General features: G+C 41.1%; 15 protein-coding genes. 9 read left to right on the forward strand and 6 right to left on the reverse strand.

Annotated features, from left to right (window positions below; all coding sequences use genetic code 11):
• The first annotated feature begins 65 nt into the window (after positions 1 to 65).
• Positions 66 to 1,295 (forward strand): TetR/AcrR family transcriptional regulator, encoded by a 1,230-nt coding sequence (locus tag HEQ19_02310; protein WYL98527.1) that lies wholly within the window; start codon positions 66 to 68, stop codon positions 1,293 to 1,295.
• A 413-nt stretch (positions 1,296 to 1,708) separates the two neighbouring features.
• On the opposite strand, the gene HEQ19_02315 is transcribed toward HEQ19_02310, so the two are convergent.
• On the reverse strand, positions 1,709 to 2,677 hold the full coding sequence (locus HEQ19_02315; protein ID WYL98528.1) for an Rpn family recombination-promoting nuclease/putative transposase: 969 nt from the start codon (positions 2,675 to 2,677) through the stop codon (positions 1,709 to 1,711).
• Positions 2,678 to 2,709: 32 nt separating this feature from the next.
• Positions 2,710 to 2,937 (reverse strand): hypothetical protein, encoded by a 228-nt coding sequence (locus HEQ19_02320; GenBank protein WYL98529.1) that lies wholly within the window; start codon positions 2,935 to 2,937, stop codon positions 2,710 to 2,712.
• A gap of 76 nt (positions 2,938 to 3,013) precedes the next feature.
• On the opposite strand from HEQ19_02320, the gene HEQ19_02325 reads away from it, so the two are divergent.
• Entirely contained in the window at positions 3,014 to 3,895 is an 882-nt protein-coding gene (locus tag HEQ19_02325; GenBank protein WYL98530.1) for a Uma2 family endonuclease, read from the forward strand.
• An 80-nt stretch (positions 3,896 to 3,975) separates the two neighbouring features.
• On the opposite strand, the gene HEQ19_02330 is transcribed toward HEQ19_02325, so the two are convergent.
• Positions 3,976 to 5,433 carry an MFS transporter gene (locus tag HEQ19_02330; protein WYL98531.1) on the reverse strand — a complete coding sequence of 486 codons (1,458 nt, stop codon included), beginning with the start codon at positions 5,431 to 5,433 and terminating at the stop codon, positions 3,976 to 3,978.
• A 71-nt stretch (positions 5,434 to 5,504) separates the two neighbouring features.
• Here HEQ19_02330 and HEQ19_02335 point away from each other — a divergent pair, with 71 nt between their 5' ends.
• The 5 genes from HEQ19_02335 (at position 5,505) to HEQ19_02355 (ending at position 11,503) form a co-directional block, all read left to right on the forward strand.
• Positions 5,505 to 6,029, forward strand: a complete 525-nt coding sequence (locus tag HEQ19_02335; GenBank protein WYL98532.1) for a phosphoribosyltransferase — start codon at positions 5,505 to 5,507, stop codon at positions 6,027 to 6,029.
• A gap of 335 nt (positions 6,030 to 6,364) precedes the next feature.
• On the forward strand, positions 6,365 to 6,985 hold the full coding sequence (locus tag HEQ19_02340) for a hypothetical protein (GenBank protein WYL98533.1): 621 nt from the start codon (positions 6,365 to 6,367) through the stop codon (positions 6,983 to 6,985).
• Positions 6,986 to 7,023: 38 nt separating this feature from the next.
• The gene (locus HEQ19_02345; GenBank protein WYL98534.1) at positions 7,024 to 7,602 is read left to right on the forward strand and encodes a Uma2 family endonuclease; all 579 of its coding nucleotides are present in this window, start codon (positions 7,024 to 7,026) and stop codon (positions 7,600 to 7,602) included.
• Positions 7,603 to 8,129: 527 nt separating this feature from the next.
• On the forward strand, positions 8,130 to 10,433 hold the full coding sequence (locus HEQ19_02350) for a tetratricopeptide repeat protein (protein ID WYL98535.1): 2,304 nt from the start codon (positions 8,130 to 8,132) through the stop codon (positions 10,431 to 10,433).
• A gap of 17 nt (positions 10,434 to 10,450) precedes the next feature.
• Complete coding sequence (locus HEQ19_02355; GenBank protein ID WYL98536.1) at positions 10,451 to 11,503, forward strand: RNA-binding domain-containing protein; 1,053 nt, start codon at positions 10,451 to 10,453, stop codon at positions 11,501 to 11,503.
• Positions 11,504 to 11,599: 96 nt separating this feature from the next.
• Here the strand turns inward: HEQ19_02355 and HEQ19_02360 are convergent, their stop codons facing one another.
• A complete protein-coding gene (locus HEQ19_02360) occupies positions 11,600 to 12,247 on the reverse strand; it encodes a Uma2 family endonuclease (GenBank protein ID WYL98537.1) in 648 nt (215 codons plus the stop codon).
• Between the two features lie 196 nt (positions 12,248 to 12,443).
• Between HEQ19_02360 and HEQ19_02365 the strand changes: the two genes are divergently transcribed.
• The gene (locus HEQ19_02365; protein ID WYM03217.2) at positions 12,444 to 12,722 is read left to right on the forward strand and encodes a hypothetical protein; all 279 of its coding nucleotides are present in this window, start codon (positions 12,444 to 12,446) and stop codon (positions 12,720 to 12,722) included.
• A 401-nt stretch (positions 12,723 to 13,123) separates the two neighbouring features.
• On the opposite strand, the gene HEQ19_02370 is transcribed toward HEQ19_02365, so the two are convergent.
• Positions 13,124 to 14,041, reverse strand: coding sequence for an AEC family transporter (locus tag HEQ19_02370; protein WYL98538.1), 918 nt, complete (start codon positions 14,039 to 14,041; stop codon positions 13,124 to 13,126).
• A gap of 100 nt (positions 14,042 to 14,141) precedes the next feature.
• On the opposite strand from HEQ19_02370, the gene HEQ19_02375 reads away from it, so the two are divergent.
• Positions 14,142 to 14,951 (forward strand): M15 family metallopeptidase, encoded by an 810-nt coding sequence (locus tag HEQ19_02375; protein WYL98539.1) that lies wholly within the window; start codon positions 14,142 to 14,144, stop codon positions 14,949 to 14,951.
• Positions 14,952 to 14,987: 36 nt separating this feature from the next.
• Here HEQ19_02375 and mrdA read toward each other — a convergent pair whose 3' ends face one another.
• A complete protein-coding gene (gene mrdA / locus HEQ19_02380) occupies positions 14,988 to 16,817 on the reverse strand; it encodes a penicillin-binding protein 2 (protein ID WYL98540.1) in 1,830 nt (609 codons plus the stop codon).
• Positions 16,818 to 17,114: the final 297 nt, after the last annotated feature.

A 17,114-nucleotide genomic window follows, 5' to 3' on the forward strand; every position in this document is an offset into this window, starting at 1 on the left:
ACTTACATTTGATATGCTAACAGATCTCTAGTTTTTGTGCAAGTGGCACTTGCATTTTTGTTCCTATGTCGTCTCAACCCCATTCAGCACGTCAACGTCTAATTCAAGCCGCACTTGAATTGTTTACAGCTCAGGGAGTTAGTGGCACTACAACCCGCCAAATTGCGGACAAAGCAGAAGTAAATGAAGTGACTCTATTTCGGCACTTTGGTAATAAGCATGGATTGCTCCTGGCGGTCTTGGAAGAATCCGCAGCCTTCAAGAATTTAGGGGAGTCTTTGGTGCGGCGGGCAAATCCTCCTAGTAGCGTGTACCAAGCCCTGAAAGATTATGCAAGTGAAAGCTTACTTGCATTAGAACGAGTTCCAGAGTTTGTCCGGTCTGTGGTAGGTGAAGCCGACCAATACCCTACAGAAAATCGCCGCGCCCTCGGAAGAGGTTTAACAGAGGCTAACCGCTATGTAGCCGAGTATTTAGCAACGGTGATGCAGCAGGGACACTTAAATACCTATCTAACCCCAGAAAAATTAGCCAGTTTGTTAAATGGAATGCTTTTGGGATATGCGGTAATTGAATTTACCAGTGAATTTCACGAACTTTGGGAAGATCGGGATGATTTTCTGGAAAACTTGGTGGAGTTGTTTTTACACGGGGCGATGTCATCCACAGTCGAAAGAACAACAGAATATTTATCTAGAGGCGCCATGACTAGAGAAGCGGCTGATTTACCTGCAGGTTTAGTTCACCAAATTCTCCAACAAGCCAAAAAATTAGGAATTCAAGATTTTGCCTTGGCGTATGTATTATTTGGTGCTGGCTTATCCCCCAAAGAAATAATTAGTTTGCAGCGATCGCACCAAATTTACGATGCTCAAGGCCACTTCCTCCAGATTACAACTTCAGGATCTATCCGGCAAGTACCTGTGAATCAGTGGATTATGGGCAAACGCTATGGTTCTTATACTAACAATCCCTTAATCAAATGGCTGAAAAGTCGTAAAGATCCTCACCCTACAATGTTTCTTAATAAAGCAGACCAGCCAGTCAGTGAATTAGAAATCCAAATGTACTGGGAAAAATGGACCGAGGGACTTTTAACACTCCCCGGACAACCGCCAGTGATCGCCCAAGCACAAGATACATGGTGTGTAGAAATGTTAATGCGCGGGATCACCTTGGACAATCTCAGCATTTTGACTGGATGCGATCGCAGCCAATTGCAACCCTACGCCCGTCGGGCTAGAGAAAAAGAGGCTTTAGAGCAAGCAACTCGTTTAGATCAGAAGCCGGGTTGACTTTCACCGAGTTAAAGATGGGGGAGGTGAGCGAAACTACGCCCATCCCCCTCAATAGTTTGCACATAATAACCCAAGTTGCTACTGTCGTGCTAAAATCACATTGTTTATATAATCTTATATATCTTGACGTTTTTTAGACACAGGCAGATTTGACATACTCCCTGATCTGAAAGTTCAGGGATTCTGGATTCAAACAGCAATAGCAGGCATAGCCCGTCTTACATCACTGAGCAACGACAGACAATGCCCTGCCTGTTGCCACTATTTTACCAAAAAGCCGTCCTAGAAGAACGGCGGCTCTAGACCCAAGCTTTCGGTAAACAACCATATAACATCTCATGGATAACTACGGTTACTACTTTTTAGCTCCCCGACTTCTTCAAGAATTCGGGGATATGATCGGCAATAAATTAATCTTGCAGTTGATTTAACCAAACCTGTAAATCTTGTAAACTGGTAAAATCTAATAACGCTTCACTCAGATTTTCTAAGTTAGTTAAAGATAACCCAGAAATATTATTTTTTACTTCCTCTGGTAATTCTCCAAACCGTTTACTTAACAGTCGAGTGACTAAATTTAAAGCACTTTCTTTGAGTCCTTCTTGTCTTCCTTCTTGTCTTCCTTCTTGTCTTCCTTCTTGTCTTCCTTCTTGTCTTCCTTCTTGTCTTCCTTCTTGTCTTCCTTCTTGTCTTCCTTCTTTGAGTCCTTCTTGTCTTCCTTCTTCTCTTGCTTCCTGTTTAATTTCTTGATAAGCGCGACTTCTTTCTAATGATATTCCTAGCATGACTTGAACCTCCCGTAAAGTCATATTTTCAAACCTATACATCATTATTGTAGTAATCATTTCTAATATCATCTCATTTGACGACATTTCTTGATTACTTCTATTTAACAAATACCTAGCTGCTTCTGGTGCTTTACTTTCTGCTAAAGTCGTCAGTACCATTAATCCTACCCACACAGGTAATTGTTGAATATCTCCCAATTCATCTAAATATATTCTATGTACTTGGTTGCCGTTAAGCAAGGAGCGATGAGGGTAAATATTACTTTGTTCTGTATTGCGAGATGGATAAATTATAACTGCTTGCCAATCATTAAATCTAGCACTGTTACGGTAGAAATATAAATGAGATTCGGCAAATACCCTTTCATAAATTTGTTCATCTTTTTGGAATTGCACTTCACAGAAATAAACAGTACCTGGAATATCATTTTCTGGTGGTAAAAATACTCCATCAATTTCAAATTTAGGCTCTTTAACAGCTACAGAATCAAATCTATATAAATCTGCATTGTTTGGAGGTTTTTCCAATAATTGAAATAACACAGATGGATATTGTTGAAAAAGTTTATAAAAAATAGAATCTCTACGCATTCAACACCCCGGCTCAAGTCAAAAGTTAAAAATTAATTAATCCGAAACCCAATCTTGGCTAACTGTTCCTTGCTTTCCTGTCCATAAATAGAAATATTATCAACGTTTCCCCTGGTGGTGGCGGGTCGCGCCACCACCACTTTAAAGTGTACAATGCCTGCGGCGCTTGCGGTGCCATCACATTCAATAGTAATTTTATTGATCGTGCGTAAAACCCCATCCCCTTGTGGGTGGGGCGGTTGAAACTTGATAACCCGCAACTTGGGTTAATATGCCCTGCCATGCACCTGATGAAAACGATAAAATAGGCGATAAACTTACATTCGTGCTGTGTATATGGCAACCCAACTCAGCGAAGCGAAATCTTCAAATCAACTGGTAATCACATGGGAAGCCTTACCCAAAGACTTTCAATTAGAGGATGAGCCAGTGGAGAATACCGGTCAGCCAATTTTGGCTGGCGCTTTGCGCGAAAGCCTAGAAATTAGTGGCTTAATCGAGCCGCAAATGTTAATCGCCTCGAATTTTGGATTGTGTGCCACAGTCAACGGGCAATTGATCATTAAAGCACCAGACTGGGTATATGTATCGGCTGTTAAGGAAATTCTCAGCGATCGCAAAAGTTACACACCCATCCTCGAAGGTGAAATCCCTACCGTTGTGATGGAATTTATCTCCGAAACCGATGGTGGGGAATATTCTGTCAAGCGGACTTATCCACCAGGAAAGTGGTTTTTTTACGAGCAAATATTGCAGATTCCCATCTATGTAATTTTTGAACCAGACGGCGGTTTGTTAGAATATTATCAACTCAAAAATGGACGCTATGAGTTAATTCTACCTGATGAGAATGGTCGTCATTGGGTTGATTCTCTAGGTTTGTTTTTGGGAACTTGGCAAGGCACAAAAGAAGCTCGAACTGGTTATTGGTTGCGCTGGTGGGACAAATCTGGCAATTTGCTACTCTGGGCTGTAGAACAAATTGAACAGGAACGTCAACGCGCCGAACAGGAACGTCAACGCGCCGAACAGGAACGTCAACGCGCCGAACAGGAAAGCGAACGCGCCGAACAGGAACGTCAACGCGCCGAACAGGAAAGCGAACGCGCCGAACAGGAACGTCAACGCGCCGAACAGGAAAGCCAGCAAAAAGAACGACTGATTGCTTATTTACGATCTACGGGTATCGACCCCAATAATTTGCCACCATTCCAGTAGATCTAATTCAAAAAATATCCAAATCCTAGGATGCGTAATTCGTAATTCCAAATTCCCAATTACGAATTACGAATTATGAATTATGGATGGGGATTTAGACCCTCGCGTCGCTGTTTAAGTTTGAGCATAATTTCTGCGTGCATTTCGCGGGTAATGGGATAAAAATATGTTAAAACTAAGCCCAAAATTAAACAAATGGTAGGCAGAGGACCAACAGCAATCCGAATAGCGATTAATGCCGAATCAGGTTGTATCGCTAGTGTAGTTTCTCCTGCTACAACTTCTTTAAAACCGGCTGATTGTAAAGCATTTCCGACCAAAAATAGCCCGAAAGCTAAACCAAATTTTTGCAGCAAAACCATGAAGCCATAAAAAATGCCTTCACGGCGTTGTCCGGTTTGGAGTTCATCTAAGTCAATCACATCTGGAATCATTGACCAGGGAACTAGATAAGCTGTGGAAACACCAAAACCTGCCATTACAGCCATGACATACATTAAACCTATTTGATTCTGCTGTAAGAAAAATAGTCCGGCAGCGGCGATGATCCATAAAATCATACCAAGAAAATAAACAACTTTTTTCCCAACTTTTTTACTGATTGCACCCCAGACAAATAACATTAGCAGGGCGGTACCTTGCACTGCAATCATGACTGTGGGGACATCTGAATCTTTGAGGCGCATACAGTAGAGAACAAAGTAGGGAATAATGCTAGCTGTAATTTGCACGCCTAACCAAGAAAAAAGATATATACCAATCACAAATAAAAAAGGTCGGTTGGTGAAGACGATTTTTAACTGTTCGAGAAAAGGAATAGATGGGGGTTCTGCAGTTTGGGTGCGTTTAGCCTCAAAAGCCAAAATGCGATCGCGTGTACCAAACACGCACCAATATAATGATAAAGTCGAAATTACAGTACAGACTGCCGCCAACACTATATATTGTTGTTGGGGAACCTCAATCAAAGAAAACACAATTTTTGATAAAATCAACGACAAAATACTGCCACCAATGGAAAATGTAAAGCGAAAGCTATTGAGGCTAGTGCGTTCGTCGTAATCTTGAGTGAGTTCTGGAGTCATCGCCGTATAAGGCAAATTGACAACAGTGTAAAACACCTGAGATACTATCCCAATCGCTACGTAATACCAAAACAACGGCCAAATATTGGCATTTTTATCGGCACTAAATTGGGGTACAATCCACTGCAAGAAAAAGAAAGCTCCAAAGGGAATTGCGCCATATAATAGCCAAGGGAGACGACGACCCCAGCGCCGCGATTCAGTTTTATCAGTCAGAAAACCCACAAAGGGATCATTTACTGCATCCCAAATTTTCCCAATCATTAAAATACTTCCAGCCAAACCCGCCGGGATACCAGCGACATTGGTAAAGAACACCAGCAGAAAAAATACGGAAATATTTGCAGTAATTGCTGGCCCTAAATCGCCAGCACCATAAGCCAGTTTGGTTTTAAAATCTAGCTTTTCACTTTCAGCCGTCTTTTGGGCATAACCATCAGCAGAATTAGTCATAATGGGGTGCGCTCATATTACAATAAAAAGTTTGCCTTCATTATTAATTAACCATCACATCCCTTACTTTTATGCCAGACCTTTACGTTTCTTGGTCAGATTATCACCAAAAAATTGAACAACTGGCTGCTCAGATTTATCAATCTGGCTGGGAATTTAACCAGATTATCTGTCTTGCTAGAGGTGGACTGCGAATCGGAGATATTCTTTCCCGGATATATAATCAGCCCCTGGCAATTTTAGCTACATCATCTTACAGTGGACCGGGCAAACAGGAAAGAAGTAGTTTAACCTTTTCTCGCCACTTGACAATGACTACCGAAAAGTTAGGTTCCCATATTCTTTTAGTGGATGACCTGGTAGATTCTGGGATCACACTCGAAGAGACGATTCCCTGGCTCCAGCAAAATAGTGATTCCCCAATTGCGGAAATTCGCACTGGTGTAATTTGGTATAAAGCATGTTCAGTGTTTGAGCCAAATTACTACGTTGATTATTTATCTGATAATCCCTGGATTCATCAACCCTTTGAGCATTATGAGTATATGAACCCTGCTGAGTTAATCAGGAGTAGGGAGTTAGGAGTTAGGAGTTAGGAGTTAGGAGTTCGGTTTGGGGGTCTAAAGGAACTCCAAAAAATAAATTATCCGCAGGTGCGATAGGGTAGGGTGCGTCATTACCAATAATTTCTGGTAATGTCAAGGATTTATCGCTCGTGACGCACCCGACAAATTGGAGATTTTTTTAATTGCAAGTCCCTAATGTCTACAATTATCCTTAGAGGATGTTTTCCAAGTTTTGGGCGAATATAATTCGTGGACTAACAGGAAATCAAGCTTTTTAAACCTGCGTAGGCAGGTTTTGTCTGTGTAGCCGCGATTTCTAATCGCCAGGGCTGGTATTAATTTAGACTGAAGCAGATGTAAAAAATATGAGTCGTCCTCGCATCATTCAGCCTGGTCAAAGTTATACTTTCAGCAAATATTTTGACCTATCGTTTTCCCCAGAAGATATTTTGGCAGAACTTGGCTGTTCTTACCAACGCGAACGCTTGCAATTACCAAGAAGCGAAGAATTTAATATTAATATAATTACCGAATTGCAACGAATAATTGAACGTAACCTGCGGCGGGTAAAGTTACTGAGTGAAGATGCACGCAAACAAGCAATAATTGCTCCAATATTACTAGAAGTTTGTGAAATCACTCAAAGTCAATTGAATATTGAATATCCAATTAATGTCAGCGACCAACTTAAAGGTAGTTTGGATTACTATATTAATAAAGGTAAAGGGTTGTTGGTAATTGAAGCCAAACAAGCAGATTTAAGTAGGGGGTTTACCCAATTAGCAGTAGAGTTAATCGCCTTAGATCAATGGATAAATTCAGATACGCCTATTCTTTATGGCGCAGTCACTACTGGTGAAGATTGGCGATTTGCTATCTATAACCGTGAAGAAAAACAAATAACTGAAGACATTAAACTCTATCGAGTACCAGAAGAGTTAACTGAACTGATTAACATTTTAGTTAGGATATTGAACAATTCCTGAACTAGTCTAAACTCCAATCAAATATCGACGGTTTAAATATGATTGCTTCCCCCCAAGATACCTACTTCACCCCCGCACAATACCTCCAAATGGAGGAAAATAGCCCGATTAAACATGAATACATCGACGGGTACATCTACGCAATGGCTGGCGCCCTAGACCCCCACATTACCATCGCCGGGAATTTATTTGCACTTCTGCGTAATCATGTACGCGGTTCTGGCTGTCGTGTTTATATCACCGATATGAAAGCGCGAATAGAATCTCTGAATCGATTTTACTATCCTGATGTGATGGTTACTTGCGACCAACGCGACCAAGAGACACCCGGTTATAAAAGATTCCCTTGTTTAATAGTTGAAGTTTTATCTAATTCTACCGAAGCTTTTGACAGAGGTGACAAATTTATCGATTATCAAAATATAGAAACTTTGCAAGAGTATGTTTTAATTAATAGCAAACGCCAGCGAATCGAGTGCTTCCGTCGTAATAATGAAGGGCTGTGGCTATTACAATTTTACACGGCAGAACAAAACTTATTTCGCCTTAATAGTATTGATTTTGAAGGGACAATTACAGCGCTTTATGAAGATGTCACCTTTGAATCGCAGCCGTAATTAGCAAATTTATAGTGAGGTATAAGAACCCCAAACCCCTAAGCGCAAGCGAGGAGGGGCTATGATATACCTCATCTGATTAGGCAAAGCTATATCATGTCAGGCTGAACTCTAAGGGATATTAGACAGGTAACTTAGACTTGTAACAAAATATTAACTCTACACAGATGTATTTAGCGGTACTTGTATATGCAAAAATACATCGCTAAATTATATATCTAGCACCGAGATAAGGCAAGTTACCTTCACCAGTTAAATTTTGTAGGGTGTGTGACGGCGCTGATGATGGATAATTTTTAGTTGCTAAATTATATGATGCGCCGTCACGCACCGCCAATGATATTAAAGACGGTGCGTACCGGGTACACATCCTACAGAATATAAGAAATAACTTGTACTTTTTGTAGCCTGGAATCCTTGCAGTAAAAAATTTAAGTTGGAAAATTAAATAATAGTTGGGTTTGTATATTCAGTCCGACTTACCTAGGTTTATGTACTCATTTTTGAATATAAACGAGCCGCAAAGTATGCAAGGAAAGAGAAAAAACAGAAGAAATAGAGTAAGGAATAGAAGCAATAGACAAAATACTATTATAAGTAGCGATTGCCTTGAAACCTTAAAAAATCAAGCAGAAGAACTCGATCAAGCAGGGGATTATGAAGGTGAGATTGCCCTCTACAAACAGCATATTCTGCTAGATCCTCATAATGTTAATGTTTTAAGGCGATATAGTAAAGCTTTAGCTGAAGTCAATCCACAAGATAAAAAAGCTATAAAATATATTAAAAAAGCTTTACGAATTGACCCTATGAATGTCGATGTTTTGAGAAATTATGGGGAAATACTAGCAAAGCGTGAAGAATTTGAGCCTTCATTCAAGAAATTTGAAAAAGCTTTAAAGCTTAAAAAAGACGATATAAAAGTTTTAACTTCCTATGCCAGTGCGCTGAAAAAAGATAAACAGTTTGAAAAAGCAATACCATTTCTTAAACAAGTTGTAGAACTAGAGCCTGAAAACTACAAAAGCCTCACAAACTTAGCCTTTACGTTTCTAGATATAAAACAATATGAAGATGCTAGAGATGTTTTTGATCAAGTAATCAGCCGTGAATTTGATTATACAGAATCAAAGTCTAATACCTTTTTTGGCATAGCTTGTGAATTACAAAAATACAAGCAGACAGACATAGCTTTTGATTATTTTGAGCAGGCGATAGAACTTGAACCAGATAATGCTAAATATCTTGCTAATTATGCCAATGCATTAACATCTGCAGGAGAATATGAAAAAGCTTTGGAGTTTTTTGAGAAATCGCTTAAGATTGATCCAAATAATGAGAAGACTCGAAAGACAGTTAGAACAATAGCTTATCATGCTATCAAAGAGCCTCCTCAGGAAGCTCTAAAAATATTTGAAAAACTAATACAGCTTGACTCTGATAATATCCAAACACGTATCACTTATGTCAACTTAGTTGAAGATAATAATTATGCTAGGTTTCGAGATGCCAAAAATTTAGAGAATGTAGGACAAAATCAACAAGCTATAGAGCAACTTGAAAAAATTAATCTTGATACGCTTCATCAATATCATGCAATTGTAATTCTGATGACCTTGGGCAGACTATATTATCGCATCAAATCATTGGAAAAAGGTGAAGAATATTTCGAGTTGGCAATGGCCAACTCGGACGACAAAGATAGAACATGTTTATACATTGCCAGAAGTATCCTTGTTAGCGGTCACAGCGATCACTATAGGAACAGAGCAGTTGAGAGGTTAAAGCAAATTCCAAGAAGCTCGCCGCGCTATGACCAAGCAGCAGAGATGCTAATTCTCAATCAGAATGAAGAAGACTTTTTTAATATGGTGAAAATGGTGAAAACTGAAACTCAAAACTGGTTCAGAGATACTGTAACTGACACTGAAGCGCTCAACGCGGCGATGTATCACAAGATTGCCAATGAAATTGCCATTCTTAAGGGAATTGCACATAGGATTTTGCGACTATCCGAACAAGAAGACCCCCAGTTAAGAGACATTATTGAGTGTATTGAGAATGTCTTTACAGAGGTAAATAAAAAAAAGGCAGCACAAAAGAATGAAATTGAAAACATCCCTACCGATGACTATGGAAATATTCTGGCTGTGATTTCTAAAACAGCTCATGATATTTCAGATTTTGTCAATAATCAGCTTGCTGTGATTGAGTCTAAAACTCGGCGGGCAATGAGGAAATTACAACCCAGTCATGCTCATTATGCCCAGTTTGAGAAGTTGCTGACGCTATTAGAACAGACTCAAACAGCTCTCAATGATTTGAAAGCGATTAACGAAGGCATCACCATCAAGAATCATCGCTTTAAGGTGAAAAAGCTGTTTGAAAAGTGGGAAACAACCCCTCAAATTGAACAGGCTGAGATTGTCGTAGATATTCAAAACGGCGATTTCGAGTTCAATGGCGATGAAGAAAAAATTAAGAGTGCGCTGAATGAATTGGTGGAGAATTCTCTCAAACACAATTTTGGGCAGAATTTAGAAATTAAAATAACTTCCAGGGATGTCATAAATCCATCAGTGATACGGGGACGAACGATTCCAGGTGAGGATAAATATTTGTTCATCGAATTTGTCGATAATGGTAAAGGGATTCCCGAAGATAGAAAGGAGTGGATTTTTCAACCCCTGAAAACGACCTCTCAGGAAGGAAATGGTAGTGGGTTAGGGTTATTCATTATCCGTAAAACCCTGAGCAAGATGAACGGATATATCCTAGAAACAGGACGCAACGGAGCCAGATTTGAAATTTACATTCGATACACAAAATAAGAGGTATAGTAGGCAAAATGCAAACGGAAAACGTTCATTTGTTGGTAGTGGAAGACAATCGTGGTTATTTGGATGAATTGCAGTCTTGGCTGAAAGACACCTTTGGTTATAAAGAAATCCAAACTGCAAGCAGTGTTAAAGAGGCGAAGGAAAAATTGAATGTTACCTTCGATGTGATTATTTCAGATATGCGGATGGAAGAGGATGACAGCGGCTTTACCATTGTGAATGAGGTGAAAGAACGAAACATTTCCTCTGTAATCATCATCCTAACAGCGAACGATTCAGTCAAAGATTGCCATACTGCATTTAAATCGGGAGTATGGGACTATATTCCCAAAACTAAGCCAGGGAATGTTTTTGATGCACTGCATCTATCGATTCAAGATGCGATCGCCTACTTCAACCGTTGGGGTAATGCTCACGATAAGCAGTGGATTAGCGAGAATCTAGAAACATTGAAACAAACTTATTATGGTCAATATATTGCTGTAATCAACAAAACGGTAATTGATGTAGCAGATACCGAAGAAGACTTAAATAAACAGATTGATGAACGACAACTACGCCGCTTTTTAACAACAATTAAAAAAATCGGTGATCTGCGCCCTATTTCTGAGTTAATCAAACTGCCCGAAAGCGAACAATTAGAATACAAAAGCACTTTGCAATGGGATGTTATAAAAAACCGGAGAAATGAGGATCTCAAATGGAATGTTGTGAAAACCATTGCTGCTTTCCTAAACTCTGAGGGAGGAACATTAATTATTGGCGTGGAAGACAATGGCAATATTTTTGGCTTAGAGAAAGACCTTTCTTTATTTTCTAAAGGGAAAGATGAGTTCAAGCAGACGATCATGAACTATGTTTGCGATTACATTGGTCCTAGCTTTGCATCATTGATCAAAACTCGCTTTGAAACTATTGAAGGTAAAGATGTTTGTGCCATTTATGTCCAAAAATCAAGCAAACCAGTTTTCGTTAAAAACAAAGAAGCGCTGATATTTTATATTCGGGCAGATAATACATCGCGACCACTTGGCATCCCAGCCATTTACAATCGTCTGTAATGGTTATCTGATGCGCCGTCACGCACCGCCAATGAGATCAAAGATGGTGCGTACCCTCCGGGTACACACCCTACAGACTACGAACTATTACCGAGATTAAACAGAAAAAACTGAATCAAAAACCTGTTGAGCAGTAAGGTTTAATTGTGGAAATGTCGGAGATTTAATTAAGTCATTCCCTCGGAACATTGTTTTTACATATTCCCCATCCACAAGTTCGCATACAAAGATAGCGGATTGTTTGGGATAGCCAATAAAATCGCGTCCACCCAAAGCAGCATAATCAACAATCCAGTATTCAGGAATTCCCATACTTTCATAATCACGAAGTTTGTCGTAGTAGTCATCTTGCCAATTGGTGCTAACTACTTCAACTATTAATTTAACAGAAGTTGCGTTTTGAATGATTGACTCGGTTTCCCACCGTGTTTCAGTACCAATAGTTTCTTCATTCAAAATAATAATGTCCGGTTCGTAACCAGACCTATCGCGTAAAGGTTTAACAATCGATTCCCTGGGTATTGTCCAAACACCGCGCTTACCCACTTCTCTAATTATGAGAATTAATTCTTCAATGAGAAAGCCTGTTAATTTTGAATGCTTCCCTTTAGGTTTAGGCACTTCAACAATTACTCCATCATGCAATTCATAGCGTACTATTGAGTTTTCTGGATACCATTCGATAAACTCATCAAAAGTGTATATTTTTGGTTCCGTTTGTATTTGTGTTTCGGCTTGAGTCATAGTTACCACCTCCACATAATATTTAACTCTTGAGTTAAGTTTAACACTTTGAACACGTTCGCGTAGCGTCTGTCTACGACACGCTACGCGAACGTAGAGAAAGAAATAGGGTTTGAGAGATATTTTGCATAAGTCCTGTTTAAATCTTGGGTTTCGTTCTCTGATATAATTAGTAATAATGTAATTTTTGACAAAATTGGCAAAAATCTATCATGAAAAAATAATTAATTTAAATAATATCAAGCAACCGCTAATTAACGGTAAAGATAAACTACGACCCATCGCCTACAGTATGGATTTGTTGATACCAGGGTTTTATTTTTGGTGTCCATATTTTCGCATAAAACTTGGCGGGGCGATGCCCGATGATAGTCCTTACAAATATCCTGGTACGATTCATAGTTCTATGGGTGTGGCGCTGGTGTTACCAGGATACAGGATATTTACGACCTATCAAGGTAGTTATGACGCTTGACAAGCACACAATCCAAGGATTACTTACCAGCATTTACCACTAAAACATTACCGTCAAGCGAATTTGAAAAAAGAATGATTAACGTTGGATATTACGAAGTTGGAACCGCGCCCGCGCCAGGTGGGAGAATCAAAATTTGGTGGTCACACGCTGAATATCCAAGAGTTGAATCTATCTATAGTCCTGACAAAAATATTGTGTTGACTGCTTATAGCACTTCCTATTCAGATGAGGTACAAAATTGTATCACGCGATGTAGGGGCACGGCACTGCCGTGCCCTTACCGATGTACCTCACTAGGGCGAGAAACGCTATATCATGTCTAGAGCTGGAAACTAAAAAATTGGGGTGAGGATTGGTAACTTCTGTAGTCTCAAAAATAGCAATTCCACTGGGCCAAATCAAAACAACCACAGCCAAACTGGTAAAGTAACCAACAATATCATCGCCCCTAATCCTAAAGCAGTTACAGCCAGGTCACGATCTAAATCGAAGGTTTCCGCCAGTACCAGTGTAGCAAAGGCAGGAGGCATGGCCATTTGTAGTACAATTACCTGTGCTGGGGCACCAGTGACACCAAAAAGTGGTAAACTCCAGCCGACAAGTAAGGGAACTATCAGCATTTTGATTGCCAAACTTATCCCGGTTTGTGGTAGTCTTTCCCAAGAATTCAGCTTGGAGAGTCGCATCCCAATTAAAACTAGAGATAAAGCCACTGCAGTCCAAGCTATTTTATCTAGGCAGAATTCCACTACACTGGGGATTGTCACCTGCCGAAATAGCAAGCCAACGCCGAAACTCCACAGAGCCGGATTGATTAATATCGCCTTAGTAGTCTGCCAATAATTGCTGACAGTGGTGCCAAAATGAGATGCTAAGGCTACACCCAAGCCATAAGCTCCGAAAAGTGTCCCCAGTAAATCGTAAAATAAAGCCCAGGTAAAGTATTCTTTTCCTACCATTGCTAGGATAATGGGAAAACCGATATATCCTGTATTACCGACCATTGCCGCTAATATAAAACTGCCCTGAGTTTGTTGTTCGGGAATGGTATTTCTAAAATAGGCTTGACCTTTAATGGCAATCCACGCTAAAAATGCCCCTAGGAAAATAGCTAGGTAGGCGATCGCGGGTGCAATCCACATCTGTCCTGACAAGTCTGCTCTGTATAAGAACGATATAATGCTTATAGGTCCTCCTACCCAAAAAAGAACCTGCCCTAAATAGGTGGGAACTGTCGTGGGTAGCCAACGTCCGAGAATAAATCCTACTAGCGCTAATCCCACTAGCTTCACATATAGTTCTAGAAGGCTTGTCACAATTATACCTAATGATACAGTTGTAAATCCTACCTATTGTGTTGATTTTTGTCCAGTCTAAAATCTGTTATGGCTATTCAAAAAAAGCAGGAGTGAACCCTTGAACAAGGCTGAGTTTTCTGGAAACCCGCAAAACTCATCAGCCTCTGGTGATGACATACCAGCGGCTTTGCGCGATACTCCTGATGCACCCCCCAAGGTGCGCGTGCAACTGCTAATTTTGGTGGTTGGGGGAGTGGTAGGATTTGTATTATTGGCTGTATTTAGTGGTTTTTTATTTTACGTCACCGCACCGAAAAAAACGGTTAATTCTCCACCTACGCCTGCTAGTCCGCCAGCTAATGCACAAGTGGGTAATTCTGTCAACTCTCCCGCTAACAATACTGATACTGTGTTAGGACATTTGGCATATCCAGAAGCGCCAGAGTCGGAACTAGTAGCAGTTTCTCGTGATGGACGAATCAGAATGCGGAAAGCCGCAGCCGAAAAGTTCCAAGCAATGGTACAAGCAGGGCGGAGTGCGGGTGTGACATTAGTACCAATTTCTGGCTTTCGCTCGGTAAAAGAGCAAGAGCAGTTATTTTTTGGTGTAGGCGCCCAGCGGAATCAAACCCCAGCGCAAAGAGCGGCTTTGAGCGCTCCTCCTGGTCATAGCGAACATCATACAGGTTACGCTGCCGATATTGGCGATGGAGCGGTACCAGCAACCAATCTCCAAGCTAATTTTGATAATACCAAAGCTTATCAGTGGTTAGAAGCAAATGCAGCCCGTTTCGGCTTTGAGATGTCATTTCCCAAAGACAATCCCCAAGGCGTAAGTTATGAACCTTGGCACTGGCGTTTTGTCGGCGATCGCGATAGTTTGGAAATGTTCTACAAAGCCAAAAATCTAAAACCCACCCCGCAGTAGGGATGGGTACTGGGGACTGGGGACTGGGGACAATCCCTAGCCTCCAGGCGCTTTTTCCGGCTCTGGTTTCTGATACTTACCTGGATATTTCTTCTGGAAATATTCTTCCATCACTTTTAACACCACCGGACCTGCAACGCTACCACCACCACCACCGGAATGTTCAGCAAAGACGACAACCAGAATTTCTGGCTTATTAGCGGGAGCATAAGCACCAAACCAAGCGTGGTTTTGTTTTACACCACGGTTCCAGGCTTCAGCGGTGCCACTTTTACCAGCCATCGGGGGAACTGTGGGTTTATTCAAACTTTTACCCGTACCTTCTGTGATCACCTTCCGCAGTCCCTCCTGAAGAATTTTGATGGTAATCGGCTTCATATTTACAGATTCTCGCCAACTTTTTGCTTCTTCATTGTCTTTGAGCAAATGGGGCTGGACTCGGTAACCACCATTGGCGGGGACGGCGAACATCACAGCTACTTGCAATGGTGTGGTTTGCAAAGCACCTTGACCAATTGACATATTAACACTATCACCTACAGTCCAAGGTATTTTCCAAACTTTTTGTTTCCATGTTTCATCTGGAACTAGTCCTTTTGCTTCTTCGGACACAAACTCAAAGCCGGTTTTTTGTCCAAATCCAAATTTACGAGTCCATTCAATCAAAATTGGACCGCCGACTCTCTTAGCAACTTGATAAAAGAATGTATCGCTACTCATCGCCATTGCGCCCGTAAAGCCTAAAGGTCCGAATCCGGCGTGGTTCCATTCACCAAAGCGGGTACCGCCAATAGTTAAAGAACCGTAGGTTTGGAGAATGGTATTGGGAGCAAATTTACCTGATTCTAGTGCTGCGGCTGTGGTAACAATTTTGAAGGTACTAGCGGGTGGAAAGACGCTGAGGGCGCGATTGACTAAGGGATGTTCTTCACCTTGTACGCTTTCCCAATCTTTTTTGCTGAGTTTCTGCTTGGAGAAAATATTGGGGTCGTATGTCGGGTGAGACACCATTGCTAAGACCGCACCATTCTTTGGATGAAGGGCGACAACGGCACCATTGCGATCGCCTAAAGCTTTTTCCGCCGCCTTTTGCACATCTAAATCTATGGTCAAGCGGATATCATTCCCCGCTTTCGCCTGTTTCTCGCCTAATATCCGCAGTGGACGACCTGCTCCATCCACTTCTACTTGCTGACCGCCCCACTCACCCCGTAGTGTTTTCTCATAGGCTTTTTCGATTCCCATCTGACCGATTACGTCTCCCAATCGGTAGCCTTCGGGCTTCCTTCGTTTCAACTGCTCGGCGGTCAGTTCACGAGTATAGCCCAGTACATGAGCTAATTCCCTACCGTGGGGGTAGTAGCGCACCGCTTCTGTATGAATTTCTACGTCTGGGAGTTCCGTTTCATACTCCTTTAATGCTGTGATTTCGGCTTCGTTCAAGTCACGGGCAATGCGGATAAGTGTAGAAGAATTAGCACCTGCTTCTTCTAATTTTTTTTCTATTTCTGCTTGGGGAATGTCCAGAATTTGCGCTAGACGCGGCCCCACCACTGACCACGCTGGCTTAGTATGTGCCATCGGCCATAAATATACAGACCGAGGATAGCGAGTACTGGCTAATAATTTGCCATTGCGATCAAAAATGTTGCCTCGTTCCGGTTGTTTGGGAATCATCCGAATCCGGTTTCCCTCTGCGCGTTTGCGGTGGTTAGCTCCTTCGACAATTTGCAAATATGCTAGACGTGCGCCTATGCCACCCGTCATTAATAGGGTAAATATAATTACAGATATTGACTGGAAATTCTGTCCGACTGTACGTGTATTTTTTTGTCCGCCAAAGGTCGAGTGTGGGAATAAGGTCATAAAATTAGTAGTATCTATATATTATACTCTTAAATTTCTACCGATTCTTCAGTGGAAAAGCAATGCTAAAAGCGTCGTTATAGTAAATTATTTTCAATAGATACAATAACTTAAATCTAATGTTTAGCGTGCTTAATATTTTCTGAATAGGCTCACGATTGAGCCTTAGCGGCTGATTCTTCAACCTGGGGCTGCTCATCAAATTCCTCGCGCCGTGGAAACCCCTGCATTTATGCATGGGGGTAAGGCGCAGGCGAATTTATTCGCTGTCCCCCTTTCGGGGCTGGATAAGCAGAG

Origin of the sequence: Gloeotrichia echinulata CP02 (assembly GCA_038087035.1) — a bacterium.
In the GTDB taxonomy this organism is placed as follows: domain Bacteria; phylum Cyanobacteriota; class Cyanobacteriia; order Cyanobacteriales; family Nostocaceae; genus Gloeotrichia; species Gloeotrichia echinulata.

Excerpts from the sequence above, each read along its gene's own strand:
- HEQ19_02310 (WYL98527.1), top strand. The coding sequence starts at position 66 with ATGTCGTCTCAACCCCATTCAGCACGTCAACGTCTAATTCAAGCCGCA.
- HEQ19_02315 (WYL98528.1), bottom strand. The coding sequence starts at position 2,677 with ATGCGTAGAGATTCTATTTTTTATAAACTTTTTCAACAATATCCATCT.
- HEQ19_02325 (WYL98530.1), top strand. The coding sequence starts at position 3,014 with ATGGCAACCCAACTCAGCGAAGCGAAATCTTCAAATCAACTGGTAATC.
- HEQ19_02330 (WYL98531.1), bottom strand. The coding sequence starts at position 5,433 with ATGACTAATTCTGCTGATGGTTATGCCCAAAAGACGGCTGAAAGTGAA.
- HEQ19_02335 (WYL98532.1), top strand. The coding sequence starts at position 5,505 with ATGCCAGACCTTTACGTTTCTTGGTCAGATTATCACCAAAAAATTGAA.
- HEQ19_02340 (WYL98533.1), top strand. The coding sequence starts at position 6,365 with ATGAGTCGTCCTCGCATCATTCAGCCTGGTCAAAGTTATACTTTCAGC.
- HEQ19_02345 (WYL98534.1), top strand. The coding sequence starts at position 7,024 with ATGATTGCTTCCCCCCAAGATACCTACTTCACCCCCGCACAATACCTC.
- HEQ19_02350 (WYL98535.1), top strand. The coding sequence starts at position 8,130 with ATGCAAGGAAAGAGAAAAAACAGAAGAAATAGAGTAAGGAATAGAAGC.
- HEQ19_02355 (WYL98536.1), top strand. The coding sequence starts at position 10,451 with ATGCAAACGGAAAACGTTCATTTGTTGGTAGTGGAAGACAATCGTGGT.
- HEQ19_02360 (WYL98537.1), bottom strand. The coding sequence starts at position 12,247 with ATGACTCAAGCCGAAACACAAATACAAACGGAACCAAAAATATACACT.
- mrdA (WYL98540.1), bottom strand. The coding sequence starts at position 16,817 with ATGACCTTATTCCCACACTCGACCTTTGGCGGACAAAAAAATACACGT.